Annotated in this window: 9 protein-coding genes; all 9 read left to right on the top strand. The window is 40.0% G+C overall.

The window, feature by feature from the left end:
• The first annotated feature begins 113 nt into the window (after positions 1-113).
• The 9 genes from CA265_08470 to CA265_08510 all read left to right on the top strand — a co-directional run bounded on the left by CA265_08470 (position 114) and on the right by CA265_08510 (position 15,690).
• Complete coding sequence (locus CA265_08470; protein ID ARS42930.1) at positions 114-1,448, top strand: sialate O-acetylesterase; 1,335 nt, start codon at positions 114-116, stop codon at positions 1,446-1,448.
• The gene (locus tag CA265_08475) at positions 1,448-4,258 is read left to right on the top strand and encodes a glycoside hydrolase family 2 (protein ID ARS39683.1); all 2,811 of its coding nucleotides are present in this window, start codon (positions 1,448-1,450) and stop codon (positions 4,256-4,258) included. Before CA265_08470 ends, CA265_08475 begins: the two co-directional genes overlap by 1 nt.
• 242 nt (positions 4,259-4,500) lie before the next feature.
• Positions 4,501-7,221: an alpha-rhamnosidase gene (locus tag CA265_08480; GenBank protein ID ARS42931.1), complete on the top strand. Its 2,721-nt coding sequence runs from the start codon at positions 4,501-4,503 to the stop codon at positions 7,219-7,221.
• A 101-nt stretch (positions 7,222-7,322) separates the two neighbouring features.
• The gene (locus CA265_08485) at positions 7,323-7,988 is read left to right on the top strand and encodes a hypothetical protein (protein ID ARS39684.1); all 666 of its coding nucleotides are present in this window, start codon (positions 7,323-7,325) and stop codon (positions 7,986-7,988) included.
• A gap of 137 nt (positions 7,989-8,125) precedes the next feature.
• Positions 8,126-9,262: a sialidase gene (locus tag CA265_08490; protein ARS39685.1), complete on the top strand. Its 1,137-nt coding sequence runs from the start codon at positions 8,126-8,128 to the stop codon at positions 9,260-9,262.
• A 269-nt stretch (positions 9,263-9,531) separates the two neighbouring features.
• Positions 9,532-10,914 carry an acetylxylan esterase gene (locus CA265_08495; protein ARS42932.1) on the top strand — a complete coding sequence of 461 codons (1,383 nt, stop codon included), beginning with the start codon at positions 9,532-9,534 and terminating at the stop codon, positions 10,912-10,914.
• 6 nt (positions 10,915-10,920) lie between these two features.
• Entirely contained in the window at positions 10,921-11,871 is a 951-nt protein-coding gene (locus CA265_08500; GenBank protein ARS39686.1) for an endonuclease, read from the top strand.
• Between the two features lie 13 nt (positions 11,872-11,884).
• Positions 11,885-14,473, top strand: a complete 2,589-nt coding sequence (locus tag CA265_08505) for a hypothetical protein (GenBank protein ARS42933.1) — start codon at positions 11,885-11,887, stop codon at positions 14,471-14,473.
• Between the two features lie 131 nt (positions 14,474-14,604).
• Complete coding sequence (locus CA265_08510) at positions 14,605-15,690, top strand: oxidoreductase (GenBank protein ID ARS39687.1); 1,086 nt, start codon at positions 14,605-14,607, stop codon at positions 15,688-15,690.
• The last annotated feature ends 206 nt before the right edge of the window (positions 15,691-15,896 follow it).

The following is a 15,896-nucleotide window of genomic DNA, read 5'->3' on the forward strand; positions in this document are numbered from 1 at the left end:
GAAAGGTTGCCTCGTCGTTCCTCCTCGCAATGACGGCAATAACTATATTATTTTCTCTTTTCTGCCCCTCTGCCAACGCAAAAATCCTCCTGCCGCAAATCTTATCGAGTAATATGGTTCTGCAACGTGATAAAGCCATTAATATCTGGGGCTTTGCTGCGCCGGGTGAAAAAGTAGAAGTGACCTTTGCAGGTCAGAAAAAAGAAACGATTACCGATAAAAACGGGAATTGGTTTGTTGTTTTATCTCCGCTCAAAACTTCGGCGAAAGCACAAACGATGATCATTTTAGGTACAAACAAAATTGAATTAACCAATATTGTGGTCGGCGAAGTTTGGCTGTGTTCAGGGCAATCGAACATGGAATATCAAATGCGTAAGCTGGCTAAAATTCCTAAGCCTAAGAATGAGAAATTGGGTTTTCCATCTGATGCTGTAGAAAAAGCTAAAAACGCGGAAATCAGGATTTTTCTGGTCAACCGCAAGCAATTGAATAAACCAGATTCGATTCATAAAAGCTGGGCAATGGCACAAGATTCAGCATTACGGGCTTTCTCGGCCGTGGGCTATTTCTTCGCTAAAGAAGTGCAGGAGAAATTGGGTATTCCTGTTGGCATAATTTCTTCATCGGTTTCGGGGAGCGCCATAGAGCCATGGATTTCTCCGGAAGCTTTTGCTCAGGAAACATATTTTAAAAGCCAAAAAGTGAGTAATGATCCCGGAAAATTTTATACGCCGATGATTGAGCCACTTGCGAAATTCAAAATCCGAGGTTTCCTTTGGTATCAGGGCGAAACCAACTGTTTTTTGAATGAAAATATCAGTTACGCTTACAAATTAAAAACTTTGGTAAATCTTTGGCGTAAAGTCTGGGGCGAGCAATTGCCATTTTATTACGTGCAAATTGCACCCTACGATTACAGTAAGCAAAAAAGTGATAAAGTGGTATTAACGGCTGACACAGAACCTAACTTTTGGGAAGCTCAGCAGCAGGTTTTACGCTTGCCAAATACCGGAATGATTTCTACTTCAGATCTAAACGATAACGGCGGAGATTTGCACCCAACCTATAAATGGGAGGTAGGCAGGCGATTGGCGCTTTTTGCTTTAGGTAAAACCTACCATCTAAAAATAGATTTTTCTGGGCCCATTTACAAAAGTATAAACTTTTCAAATGGCAAAGCTTTGTTGGATTTCGATTATTTGAAAGCAACTTCAGCTATTCCATTAACCGGATTTACAATTGCCGGAAAAGATGGTAAATTCATTAATGCAGAAGCTATTGTTAAAAATGGAAAAGTTGTTGTTTCGGCAAAAGAGATTGCAAGCCCCGTGGCAGTACGTTACAACTGGACAGAAAATCCCTCAGGAAATTTTTATAGTAACGGTTTACCGGCCTTACCTTTCAGAACCGATAATCCTTTAACCAATCAATTTAAAACCAATTAATGAGAACCAGATTAATACTTTTCCTTTGTTTGATGATGATGTTTGGCGCTGTAAAAGCACAACAAACAGAGAAATTATATCTATCAGGAACTGGAAACGATAATACCATTAATTGGGATTTCTTCTGTACAGCAGGTGCAAATTCTGGCAAGTGGACAACTATTCCCGTTCCATCCAATTGGGAACTGCAAGGTTTTGGAAAATATAATTACGGTTTCAATAAAGAAGAAAATAAAGGGAAGGAACAAGGGCTTTATAAATACATTTTTAAAGTTCCTGCGGCCTGGAAAAACCAAAAAATTAATATTGTTTTCGAAGGTTCGATGACCGATACTGAGGTTAAAATCAACGGAAAACTTGCCGGAGAAATACATCAGGGATCGTTTTATGTTTTCAGGTACGATATCACTAAGCTGATTAAACTCGGTAGCGATAATTTACTAGAGGTAAAGGTGTCTAAACATTCTGCCAATCAATCGGTTAATGAAGCCGAACGAAAAGCAGATTTCTGGATTTTTGGGGGTATTTTCAGACCGGTTTATCTTGAATCATTACCACAAATACATATCAATCGAATCCAGATTGACGCAAAAGCTGACGGGCATTTAAAAACTCAATTGAGTTTTTCGGGAGATGCTGACAAAGTTGAAGTAACACTTTTTGGAAAAGACGGGAAGAAGTTCGGTGATAGATTTACAACTCCATTAGAAAAGGGAAAAAATGTACAGTTGAACCATCAGTTTTCCAATCCGGCATTATGGTCTTCAGAGTTTCCAAACTTGTACACCGCAAACTTTACTTTGATCAAAAATGGTAAAGCGATCCATCAGGTTTCGAAAAAGATTGGCTTTAGAACCATTGAAGTAAAAGAACGCGATGGTGTATATGTAAATGGCGTGAAAATGAAATTCAAAGGTGTAAACCGTCATTCATTTTATCCCTCATCAGGCAGAACAACGAGTAAAAAAATCAGCATTGCAGATGTCTTGTTAATGAAAGAAATGAACATGAATGCTGTTCGCATGTCGCATTACCCACCAGATGGACATTTCCTGGATGTTTGCGATTCACTGGGCTTATTTGTAATAGATGAATTAGCAGGCTGGCATGGTACTTACAATACGCCAACCGGAACCAAATTGATGAAAGAAATGATGTTGAATGATGAAAATCATCCATCGATTATATTTTGGGACAATGGAAATGAGGGCGGGCATAACCGCGAACTCGACTATCTGTTCGCTGAAGAAGATCTGCAAAAAAGACCGTTAATTCATCCCTGGGAAGTTTTTGGAGGATTTGAAACCACACATTACCGCGAATTTAATTATGGAATAGGCAATTATGATCACGGACATAACATCTTAATGCCAACTGAATTTCTTCACGGCATGTGGGATGGCGGTCATGGTGCAGGCATTGAAGATTACTGGAATGCCATGTGGAACAATCCGCTTTCTGCCGGTGGTTTCCTTTGGGATTTTGCCGATCAGGCTGTGGTGCGCACCGATAAAAACGGAGAACTAGATACCGATGGAAACCATGGCCCTGACGGGATTGTGGGTCCATACCACGAAAAAGAAGGCAGTTTTTTTACCATTAAAGAAGTATGGAGCCCTGTTTTTGTTGAGAAAAGAGAAATGACAGCTGGTTTTGATGGTTCGTTTATATTAGAAAACCGTTATGCATTTACCAACCTTAATCAATGCACTTTCGAATGGAAATTAAAGAAGTTAAAGGCTGGCGATGATGCAGCATTCAAATCTGGTAAAGCTGATGCACCGGATATCAAACCTTTCGAAAAAGGGAAACTACAAATCAATCTTCCAACGGATTGGAGAAATTTCGATGCCCTTTATTTAACGGCTAACGGACCAGACGGCAAGGAATTATTTACCTGGAGTTTCCCGGTTGTACTTCCTAAAGATGATGCAGCGAAAATGGTGGTAAAAACAGGTTCTTCGAAAGTGAATTTAAAAGAAGATGCAAAAGTTTATCAGGTTTCTGCAAACGGTATTGAGCTGACTTTCGATAAAACAACAGGTTTATTGCAGCAGGCGAAAAATGCCAAAGGGCTGATTCCATTTTCAAATGGTCCGGTTTTGCAGGAGGGGGTTAATAATTTCAAAAAATTCACAACTAAAATGGATGGAGATAATTTAGTTATTTCTTCCACATTTGATAAGAAAGAAAGTTACAACACCTTGCAATGGACCATTTATCCATCAGGTTGGCTAAAAATGGAAGTGAAATACTTCCCATCAGCTTACTTTACCACTTTCGTGGGATTAAACTTTTCTTATCCTGAAACCGAGATCAAATCAGTTGAATATAAAGGAAACGGGCCGTACCGGGTTTGGAAAAACAGAATGAAAGGCACCCAATTTGGCATCTGGAAAAAGGATTACAACAATGCTGCAACAGGCGAAGCACCTTGGCAATATCCTGAATTTAAGGGGTATTATTCGAACATGTATTGGTGTGAATTTATCGGAAAACAACAATCGTTTAAAGTGGTAACGGATAAAGAAGATATTTTCTTGAGGTTATTTACCCCTAAGAAATCGAAAGATACTGAATACGATAACATGAGTCCGACATTCCCGAATGGTGATATTTCTTTTATGAATGGTATTTCGGCAATTGGCACCAAAACGCAAAAACCAGAAACAACAGGACCTATGGGAATGAAGAATATTTATTACGATTTTGATAAAGATCCGGGCAGGGCATTGGATATGACCTTGTATTTTGATTTTTCTACAGACGCGTCATCATTGCAAGGAGACACGACGAAGCAATCTCATTAGGGAGATTAAAAGAATGTTAATAGTTTAATAAAAAAGATTGCTTCAGTTCGCGCAAGTCCAGCTTCGCAAAGACGAATTAATCTTTAAAGAAAATAGAATAGCCCGCAGATAACGCGGATTTACGCGGACAGAATTATTGGTCTGCGTTAATCTTTGAAATCAGCGGGAGCAAATAAATAATAACTGAATCAGTGCAATTAATAAATCTGTGTAATCAAGCGTAAATGAACATTAAAATCTATATAGCTATCATTGGCATTTGGTTTCTATCCTTTTCAAAAGTGATGGCGCAAGTTTCGTTGCAAAATACCACCTGCGAGATGCGTGAAAATCCATTAGGAATTGATGTTTTAAAACCTCGTTTGGCCTGGCACATGATTTCAAAAGAAAGAAATGTAATGCAAACGGCTTATCAGGTTTTGGTTGCTTCATCAGCAGAAAAGTTAAAAGCCAATGAGGGAGATTTGTGGGATTCGGGGAAAGTAAATTCTGCTGAATCTATTCATGTAGCTTACGACGGAAAAAGATTAGCCAGTCGCATGAAAGCGTATTGGAAAGTAAAGGTTTGGACAAGCGTTGGTCAAAGCGAGTGGTCATCTGACAGCTATTTTTCAATGGGTTTGTTGTATTACAAAGATTGGCCGAAAGGCTGGATAGGTTTCGATAACCCTTTCCCATGGGACAACATCAAAACCGATTCTCGTTTATCAGCAAGGTATTTCAGGAAGGAATTTCAGAGTTTAAAAACGGTAAAATCAGCAACCGCATCGATCATTGGTTTAGGTTTATACGAGCTTTTTATCAATGGAAAGAAGGTTGGCGAAGATGTATTGTCTCCATCGCCTACAGATTACACCAAAAATGTTAAATACAACACTTACGATGTAACCAGTTACATTCAGAATGGAAAAAATGCGGTAGGCACAATTCTGGGCAATGGCCGTTTCTTTGCCATGCGCCAGAACGAGAAACCTTATAAAATTAAAACTTTTGGTTTTCCAAAAATGCTGATGAACATCAACATCGTTTATACGGATGGAACAACCGCTAACATAGATACAGATGATAGCTGGAAAGGCACAACCGATGGACCAATCAGAACCAATAACGAATATGATGGAGAAGAATATGATGCGACGAAAGAAGCAACGGGTTGGAATAAGGTTGGCTTTGATGATCGTAAATGGACAAAAGCAGCATTTGTTCAGGAACCAGGTGGCGTGATTGAAGCCCAGATGAATGAAAACATGAAAGTGATGAATACGCTTAAACCTGTCTCCATCACTAAAATTTCTGGCGACCGGTACATTTTAGATATGGGGCAAAACATGGTAGGTTGGTTGCAGATCAAGGTAAAAGGTTTAAAAGGAAAGCAAATCAAAATGCGTTTTGCTGAGTCGTTACAAGATAATGGAGAACTCTTTACGGCTAATCTTCGCAATGCTAAATGCACGGATTTATATACTTTAAAAGGAGGAGCGCCAGAAACCTGGGAGCCTACTTTTGCTTACCGGGGATTTAGATACGTAGAGCTTTCGGGATATACTTACCAGCCATTAGTGAATGATTTTGTTGGGAAAATGATTTACGATAATATTAAAACCGTCGGAACATTCGAAACTTCAGATGCGCTTACCAATCAGCTCTTCAAAAATGCCTGGTGGGGAATTGCCGGCAATTATAAAGGTATCCCGCTCGATTGTCCTCAGCGTAACGAACGCATGCCATGGTTAGGCGATCGCGGTGCCGTAGCTTATGGAGAAAGTTTTCTTTTTGATAATGGTCGGTTTTATGCCAAATGGTTGCAGGACATCAGGAATTCGCAGAAAGAGGATGGCGCCATTCCGGACGTTGCTCCAGCTTTCTGGCGTTACTATAGCGACAACATGACCTGGCCTGGAGCGATGCTTTTGGTTACCGAAATGTTATATAAACAAACGGGTGATGTTTCAGCTGTACGTGATAACTATCCGGCAATGAAAAAATGGCTGGCTTACATGCTGGATCGTTACATGAAAGATTACATCCTGACTAAAGACAGTTATGGCGATTGGTGTATGCCACCCATTACTATCGAATTTGGCAGAGGCAAGAGTGCCGATAAAAAATATCCTTCTGAACTGATTTCGACCGCTTATTATTACCATTTCACGCAGTTGATGATTCAGTTTGGTAAAGCAATTGGTAATGAAGAGGATGTGAAAGCGTATGAGCTTCTGGGGAATAAAATAAAGGAAGCTTTCAACCAGAAATACTATAACGACAAAGGTCATTATGCCTCAAATGCATTAACCGACAATATTATTCCGCTTTATTTTGGAATGGTTCCGCAGAATAAAGTAGATCAGGTATTTAAGAATATCACCTACACAGTTGAAGTAACCAATAAAGGCCATTTAAGTAATGGTTTGGTAGGTATCCAATGGTTAATGCGTTGCTTAAACGACTACGGGCGACCAGATTTAGCTTATACGGTGGCCACACAGAAAACTTATCCGAGCTGGGGTTATATGGTTGATAATGGCGCCACAACCATTTGGGAATTGTGGAATGGCAACACGGCCGATCCGAAAATGAACTCACAGAACCATGTGATGATGCTCGGTGATTTGCTCATCTGGTATTATGAAAACCTGGCCGGTATAAAATCAGAAAGCGCTGCTTTTAAAAAGATCATCATGAAACCAGAAATGATTAGTGGTTTAAACGCAGTTAATGCCAGTTACCATTCGGTTTACGGACAAATCAAAAGCAGTTATAGCAAAACGGCTAATCAATTTAACTGGAACATTACCATCCCAGCAAATACAACGGCGTTGGTTTACATTCCTGCAAATAATAAAAATGAAGTTTCAGAAAAAAATAAGTCTATAAAGGATTTAAAATTTGTAAAAATGGATAATAACAGGGCAGTTTATGAGCTTGGCTCTGGCGATTATGCTTTTGTAGTGGAGCGGAAATAAAATCATGGTCCGTGGAGACACGAACCATGGCGAGAAAGGATTAATGTATATAAGCCTCGGTTTGTGTCTTCACGAACCGAAACAATAATTAAAATACAATTATGAGAAAGTTTTTTAAACCATTTATGCTGATAACCTTACTGATCACTTCAGTAAATGCATTCGGTCAAACCAAAGATATTGTTGTACCAGAAGAAATCCTGACAAAGGCCAAAGAATGGGTTGCCTCATTAAACCTAGCCGATGCAGCGAAAAAAAACGCTGTGGAAACTACCATTGCCGTTCATTTAACTACCATCAGAGATTGGCACAACGATCATCCCTCATCAACAGTTCCTGATGGGATAAACCCGGTTACAGGCAATAAATTAAGTGATTTAGACAAACAGATCATTGCCGATTCTGCCATGCCATCAACGGTTCATCAGTCGCTTATGGATGGATTAAGAAAAAACTTAACCCCAGAACAAGTGGAGACCATTTTAGATAAATATACCATCGGAAAGGTCGATTTCACGATGAAAGGTTATAAAGCTATTGTTCCTGATTTAACGGCAGATGAAGAAGCAAAGATTTTAGCTTTTTTGAAACAAGCCAGAGAACAAGCTGTCGATTATAAAAACATGAAACAGATTTCGGCCATTTTTGAAATTTACAAAACGAAATCAGAACAAATGCTGAATAACAATGGCCGCAGTTGGAGAGCGCTTTACAGTGCTTATACAAAAAAGATAAAAGAAGAAAAGGCGGCTAAGGCAAAACAATAAATAGTTCCTTAGCACTGCCGTCATTTCCGCGCAGGCGGGAATCTTAAAGCAAAATAAAAGTATAGCGAAAGCATTAGGATTCCCAGTCGAGCTGGGAATGGCGTGGTGGAAATAGGAGCACGATTAAGAGAAATATGATGTTAAAAAGAAAAATATACTTCACAATAGGACTTGTTTTCGCGGTAGCAATTACTGCTCAGGCCCAGGTCGAAAAATGGCAAAAAGGCGTAATCAAACAAGAGTTTCTGTATGATAAAGCACCATTCCCATCGTGTCATTCTGCTACCATAGCCGAAACGCCAACGGGTTTAGTAGCTTCATTTTTTGGCGGAACAAAAGAGCGGAATCCGGATGTGGAAATCTATATCAGCCGATTCGTAGATGGTAAATGGTTAGCACCAGTTTCAGTTGCTAATGGTATCCAGCCTGATGGTAAGAGATTACCTACATGGAATCCGGTTTTATATCAGGTTCCTGGCAGTGACTTATTACTGTTTTACAAAATCGGACCAAAACCATCTGAGTGGTGGGGAATGATGAGAACTTCAAAAGATGGTGGGATAAGCTGGTCTGATGCCACTAAATTACCTGATGGTTATATCGGCCCTGTAAAAAATAAACCTGTTTTGTTAAGCAATGGGAATCTGTTTGCGCCATCGAGTAAAGAAGGTGACGGCTGGAAGATTCACTTCGAAGTGACCAAAGATAATGGTAAAACGTGGAGAACAGTTGGCCCACTACCCGAAAATGGAATCAAAGCCATCCAGCCAAGTATCCTGCAACATGGAAATGGAAAATTGCAGATTTTGGCCAGAACCGCCAACCGTGCCATTGTAGAATCCTGGTCTGAAGATAACGGCGAAACCTGGTCGGCATTAACCAAAACCTCTTTACCAAATAATAATTCAGGAACGGATGCCGTAACGATGAAAGACGGTCGGCATGTACTGGTCTACAACCATGTTTTGCCTCCGGGCGAGCTCGCCAAAGGACCTCGTACACCATTAAATGTATCCATCTCAAAAGATGGAAAAGAATGGTTTGCAGCATTGATTTTAGAAGATTCCCCCATCAGTCAATATTCTTATCCTGCAGTGATTCAAACTGCCGATGGTATGTTACATTTCATCTACACCTGGAGGAGAGAGAAAATCAAACATGTGGTTGTCGATCCTTCAAAGTTGAAATTGAAAAAGATTGTAAATGGCGTTTGGCCAAAAATGAAAGGTTATACCGCTCCGGTGATTACAGAAACTAAAAGTGAGGAACCATGAGATTAAGTAAATCGTCAATTAGCAGAACCATCATTTCGACTGTAGTGGAGCACCACAAAGTGCTCAACGAAGCTAAATCTTTTATCCACAGTTATTTTTGCATTCGTCATGCTGAATTTATTTCAGCATCTTTCATGCTAGACGGCTTTACAATTAAGACCCTGAAACCAGTTCAGGGTGACGACCGTTCATATATGGTTTCTGATTCATTGAATATTGCTATTAATAGGAAAGTGATTATAAAACCGACAGAAAAAGTTAAGTTTTTTATCTTGGTCTTCCTTTTATTCGCTTTTACAAACCTCTTCGCCCAAACCCAAAACACCGATAATCTTTACAAAAAGCCATTAGTTGATGTTTTAAAAGAAATTCAAACGCGGTTTAAGGTGCAGATTAAATATTCAGAGCCACAGGTAAAAGACAAATGGGTAAACTATGCCGAATGGCGTTTCCGTGCAGATATTGATCAAACCCTTGCCAATGTGCTTACACCTTTGGATATGAAAGTAAACAAAGAAAAACCCGGTGTTTACAAACTAAAAGAATACGAATATTATCGTTGGGAAGTTCAGGATGGCTGGGCATATTTAGATGGTTTGGCAACAAAATATCACGATCAGATCAGTTGGGAAAAGCGTAAGGCAGAAATTAAACCCGAACTCTACAAAGCTTTACTGTTATCACCACTGCCTGCAAAACCCAATTCAAAACCCATTATTACGGCAAAAAGAATTTTCGATGGTTATTCGGTAGAGAATATTGCACTGGAAATTTTACCTGGTGTGTGGGTTAATGGTTCACTGTACAAACCTTCAAATGTAAAAGGCAAAATCCCGGTAATTTTATCTCCGGATGGACATTGGGAAAAACAACGTTTCAGACCCGATTGCCAGATCCGATGTGCCATGATTGCCAGGATGGGCGCCATGGCCTTTAGTTACGATTTATTTGCCTGGGGCGAATCGATGCTCCAGTTTAAATACGAAGACCACCGCAAGAGCTTAGCACAAACCATTCAGACTTTAGGGGGTATCAGGATTTTAGATTATTTCTCGTCTTTAAAAGAAACAGATACCAACAGAATCGGGATCAGTGGTGGTTCAGGTGCCGGAAGTCATTCTATTTTAATGACAGCGATGGATGACCGGATTAAATTAAGTGCGCCGGTAGTTGCCATGTCATCTTACTTTTATGGCGGCTGCCCATGCGAAAGCGGAATGCCCATCCATCAGTGTGGTGGTGGAACCGATAATGTAGAATTAGCTGCAATGGCTGCGCCTCGTCCGCAGTTACTGGTATCTGATGGCAGCGATTGGACCGCGCATACACCTGAACACGATTTTCCTTACCTGCAGAAAATGTACAGTTATTATGGCGTGAAAGATAAAGTGGAAAACGTTCACCTTCCTGAGGAAAAGCACGATTTCGGCATCAATAAACGCATTGCCTTGTACGATTTCCTAATCAAAAATTTTAAGCTGAATGATACTGCTGTTAAAGATAAAACCGGAAAATACGATGAAACTAAAGTAAGCATCGAAAAAGAAAATGCCTTATATGTTTTTGGTGATAAAGGTGAAAAACTACCCAAAAATGCAGTAATGCGCTTCGAAAACCTGGAAAAACTTTTCCCTTTAAGTACGGGCAAATAATTAGATATGCAACATCAAAACAGAAGATCTTTTATTGGTAACATGGCCTTGTTAACGGGCATTTTAATGCTTCCCGATCAGTTGCTTTTTGCAGCGGAAAAGAAAAACAGGTATAAGGTTGCGGTAATTGATTTAATGATCCTGAAACGACAGAAAATCAGTGCTTTGCCGCTCGCCAAAGAAATCGGCGCCGATGGACTGGAGATTGATATGGGCGGACTGGGCGATAGAGAAACTTTCGATAATAAACTTGCCGACCCAAAAGTTCGTCAGGAATATTTAGATAAAGCAAAGGAATTAAATCTCGAGATTTGCTCATTAGCCATGACGGGATTTTATGCACAATCTTTCGCCAAACGACCGACTTATCAGAAAATGATCCAAGATTGTTTAGATACCGCAAAAGCGATGAATATTAAAGTGGTATTTCTGCCTTTAGGCATTCAGGGCGATTTGGTTAAAAACCCTGAATTACGTGAGCCCATTATTGAAAGGTTAAAAGTGGCCGGAAAAATGGCAGCCAAAGCCGGAGTTACCATTGGAATTGAATCGGCCTTAGATGCAAAAGGCGAATTACAATTATTAAGCGATGTTGATTGCAAACATGTTAAAAGTTATTTCAATTTCTCAAACGCCATCAAGAATGGGAGAGATTTGCATGAAGAGTTGAGGATTTTAGGTAAGAAAAACATTATTCAAATCCATGCAACTAATGAAGACGGTGTTTGGTTGCAAAATGATCCAAAAATTGATCTCAATAAGGTAAAAGAAATACTTGATGATATGGGCTGGAAAGGTTGGCTTGTGGTGGAGAGAAGCCGCGATGCCACACAACCTACAAATGTAAAATATAACTTCAGCGCCAATACAAGTTATTTAAAATCAGTTTTTCAAAACCATGCGTCGTCATTGCGAGGCACAGCAAGTCCCGACAGTTCGGGAAAGCAATCTTATTAGGGGAATTATGAAAATGGCGATAACGAAACATGTGCAAAGCATAGATATCATAAAATACCAGATCCCTAGGTTTGTGTCTCCGCAAACCAAACCATTTAATCCATTTTTGATTCTGGTAACTCTTTTGTCGTTATTTTACTTCAATGCTGGCGCAGTGGATATCTATGTCGCTGTAAACGGTGCTGATACTAATGTGGGCTCTAAAGAAAAGCCCCTGGCCACACTTCATTCTGCCATCAGGAAAGCAAGGGAATTGCGTCGTTTAAATGATGCTTCCATTAAAGGCGGCATCCGGATTATTATGTGCAGAGGTTCTTATCAATTGCATGAACCTGTAGTCATCCGCCCGGAAGATTCCGGCACAAAAGATAGTCCTACTGAAGTTATAGTAGCAGCTAATGAAAAGGTAGTTTTGAGTGGTGGCATTCAGCTAAAGGGCTGGCAAAAACTTAATAAAAACCTTCCTGGTCTGCCGAAAGAAGCTGTCGGTAAAGTTTGGGTTACCGATATTCCAAATTTTGATGGCAGCGATCTGCAATTCAGGCAGCTTTGGGTAAATGGTCACAAAGCCATACGGGCAAAAAACTATAATGGTGAAGAAATGGGCAGGATTTTATCGTGGAATAGCGAAAAACAAACCTGTATCATCCCGTTACAAAAAAACATCAGCCTGACTAATGTTAAAGGCATGGAAATGTTGATCCATCAATGGTGGGCGATTGCGAATCTCCGTGTTAAATCAGTTAAGGTGATTGGTCAAACAGCCGAGCTTGCTTTCATGCAGCCAGAAAGCAGGATTCAATCAGAACATCCCTGGCCAGCGCCATGGATCTCAGAGAAAACCGGAAATTCTGCCTTTTATCTGAGCAATGCACTCCAGTTTTTAAATGAACCTGGCGAATGGTACGAAGACCTGCAAAACCACAAGCTATATTATTGGCCAAAGGCGACAGAAAACATGAAAAATGTCGAAGTTATCGCCCCGGCTTTAGAAAACCTATTAAAAATTGAAGGAACAATCGATAATCCTGTTGCTTATGTAAATTTTAAAGGAATTTCTTTTGAGCATTGTACCTGGTTGAGGCCGTCTAAACAAGGTCATGTGCCACACCAGGCCGGCATGTACATGCTCGATGCCTATAAACTCGATAAAGCAGGAACACCGGATAAACCGACACTTGAAAACCAGGCCTGGGTAGGCCGGCCAGCATCGGCAGTTGAAGTAAATTATGCAAACCATACTTCTTTTGAATCTTGCCGTTTTGTACATCTCGCCTCTACAGGTCTGGATTATAAAAAAGGAACTTCAGATAATGAAATCAAAGGCAATTTATTCAAAGACATTGGCGGATCTGGCATTTTAATCGGAACTTTTTCTGATGAAGCTGTTGAAGTGCATCTACCATATAATCCATCAGACAAAAGGGAAATTTCAGCCGATAATACCATCAAAAATAACTTAATTACAGATGTAACCAATGAAGATTGGGGCGCTGTGGGCATAGGTGCAGGTTATGTTCGTGGGATAAAAATTCTACACAACGAAATCAGTGATGTTTCTTATTCAGGCATCAGCGTAGGCTGGGGATGGACGAAAACACCAAATGTGATGGAGCAAAACACCATTAGTGGCAATAAAATCCATCATTATGGAAAACATATGTACGATGTTGCCGGCATTTATACCTTATCTGCCCAACCTGGGTCGTTTATTACCGAAAATGTTGTCGATAGTATTTACAAAGCACCATATTCGCATTTGCCAGACCATTGGTTTTATCTTTATACCGATGAAGGTTCGGCTGGTATCACCATCAAAAACAACTGGACCCCAACCGAAAAGTACCTTCAAAATGCCAACGGACCAGCTAATTTATGGGAAAGCAATGGACCTCAAGTTGCCGCTAATATTAAACAAAATGCTGGTTTAGAGAAAGCCTTTCAATATCTATTAAGGGAAAAATCGGGTAATCTCAAAAGACAAATCAATCAGGCTGTTGATCATTCAGTTGTATTCGAACTGGTTTTCAAAGCAGATAAGCTGCCGGGTAACAACACTTTAAAAACTTTTGCAAATGAAAATAACCTGCTGGCAAGTTCAATTTATAAATGGAGCAACCGATTGGTTATTTATACTTCCAGTTTAAAGGTGGAGAGCTTAAAGCAAACCTTAAAACGTCTGGATGCTACTGAAATCAAGTTGTATGATAACTTGTTTTACGATTTCAACCGGGAAAATAACTGCGGCGACAAAGCCGTTGCAGAATGGGATAACATGATTTTATCGGCCAATCTGGTTAAGGATGAAAAAATGCAGAAGGAATACCTGGCTTATCACAAAACGCAGTTCGAAAAATGGCCGGAGATTTCAAAAGGATTCTGTAATGCAGAATTTCAACGTTTGGCTATTTTTAAAAACGATCGGCAATTAATGTTGATCATCAGCATCCCAAAAGGAAAAAAATTAGATGATCTGAATCCAAAAACTACGGAGAATAACCCGAAAGTAGACGAATGGAACGCGATCATGAAAAAATACCAGGAAGGAATTGAAGGTACAAAACCCGATGAGGTTTGGGTATTCTTTAAACCGATAGAATAAATTATTAAATCGTCATTGCGAGGAGGTACGACGAAGCAATCTTACAACTATCGCTATCTGCGAGTGCATTAGGATTGCTTCGTGCCTCGCAATGACGAAACTGAAACAATAACGCTTAAAAAAATAATATCATGTTAAGATTAGGGATTTTAGGTTTAGGAGAGGGCAGAAGTACAATTTCTGCATCGTTGTCAAGTAGAAAGTTTAAGCTCATCCAGATTTGCGATGCCAATAAAAAACTTTGCGAAGAACGCGCTTTGGAGTTCGATTTTAAGAACTGGACAACCCGTTACGAGGATATGTTAACCAGCGATAAAATCGATATGATTGCAATTTATACGCCAGATCATCTGCATTTCGAACACATTAAACTCGCACTCGAACACGGAAAACATGTGGTTTGCACCAAACCATTTATTGATGACCTCGCCCAGGCCAATGAATTGTTAGAATTAGCCAAAAAATCGAGAAAAAAGATTTTTGTAGGGCAAAGTTCACGTTTTTTCGAGCCAGCAAAACGTCAAAGGAAAGATTTTGATGAAGGATTGATTGGAGAATTAATCACCATTGAAAGCCATTATCATGCCGATCACCGCTGGTTTTTAGAAAAAGGCTGGTCGTTAAAACAATCGTTTAAATGGCTGTATGGTGGTTTAAGTCATCCGGTAGATTTCATCAGGTGGTATATGCCTGATATTGAAGAAGTAATGGGTTATGGCATGTTGAGCAGTAACGGTTTAAAAGCCGGACTGAAAAACCAGGATACGATGCACTTTATTTTCAAGGCAAAAGATGGCCGGATTGCCAGGGTGAGTGGCGCTTATACAGGGCCAACACAGCCTGCAAACCGCGATAGTGGCATGAGCTGTATTCTCCGCGGAACCGAAGGCGCCAGTCAGGCCGATTACCACGAACTGCGTTATTCGGTCACCACAAATACCGGGGAAGAAAAGATTATTACCTGGGGCGATTCGACCTTAAAACATTATTTCCGCTTCGAAGGACAAAGCCACCATGCCGGAGAATACCAGAACTACCTGGATTATTTTGCAGATAGCATCAACAATAATTTTACCGCTTATCCTGATTTAAAAGAGGGGATTGGTACCGTGGCATTGTTACAAGCGATGGATCAATCTTTAGAAACAGGTTTGCCCGTGAAGGTTGATGAAATTTTAAAAGCAAATCATATTACGCGGGAATCGATAGGATTGTAATGGTTTGCGAAGGAACCTGAAACGGCCATGGTTCGTGTCTCCACGAACCATTATAATTTGGTACGTGGAGACACGTACCATGGCGAAGAATAATAACATTAACCATAGAAAAGGAGGATGAACACAAATATTAAATCACTCTGTGTTTATCCGTGTCCATCTGTAATTAATAAAAGAAATAGCACAACACTAACCAAACAAACCAA

It is taken from the genome of Sphingobacteriaceae bacterium GW460-11-11-14-LB5, assembly GCA_002151545.1.
In the GTDB taxonomy this organism is placed as follows: domain Bacteria; phylum Bacteroidota; class Bacteroidia; order Sphingobacteriales; family Sphingobacteriaceae; genus Pedobacter.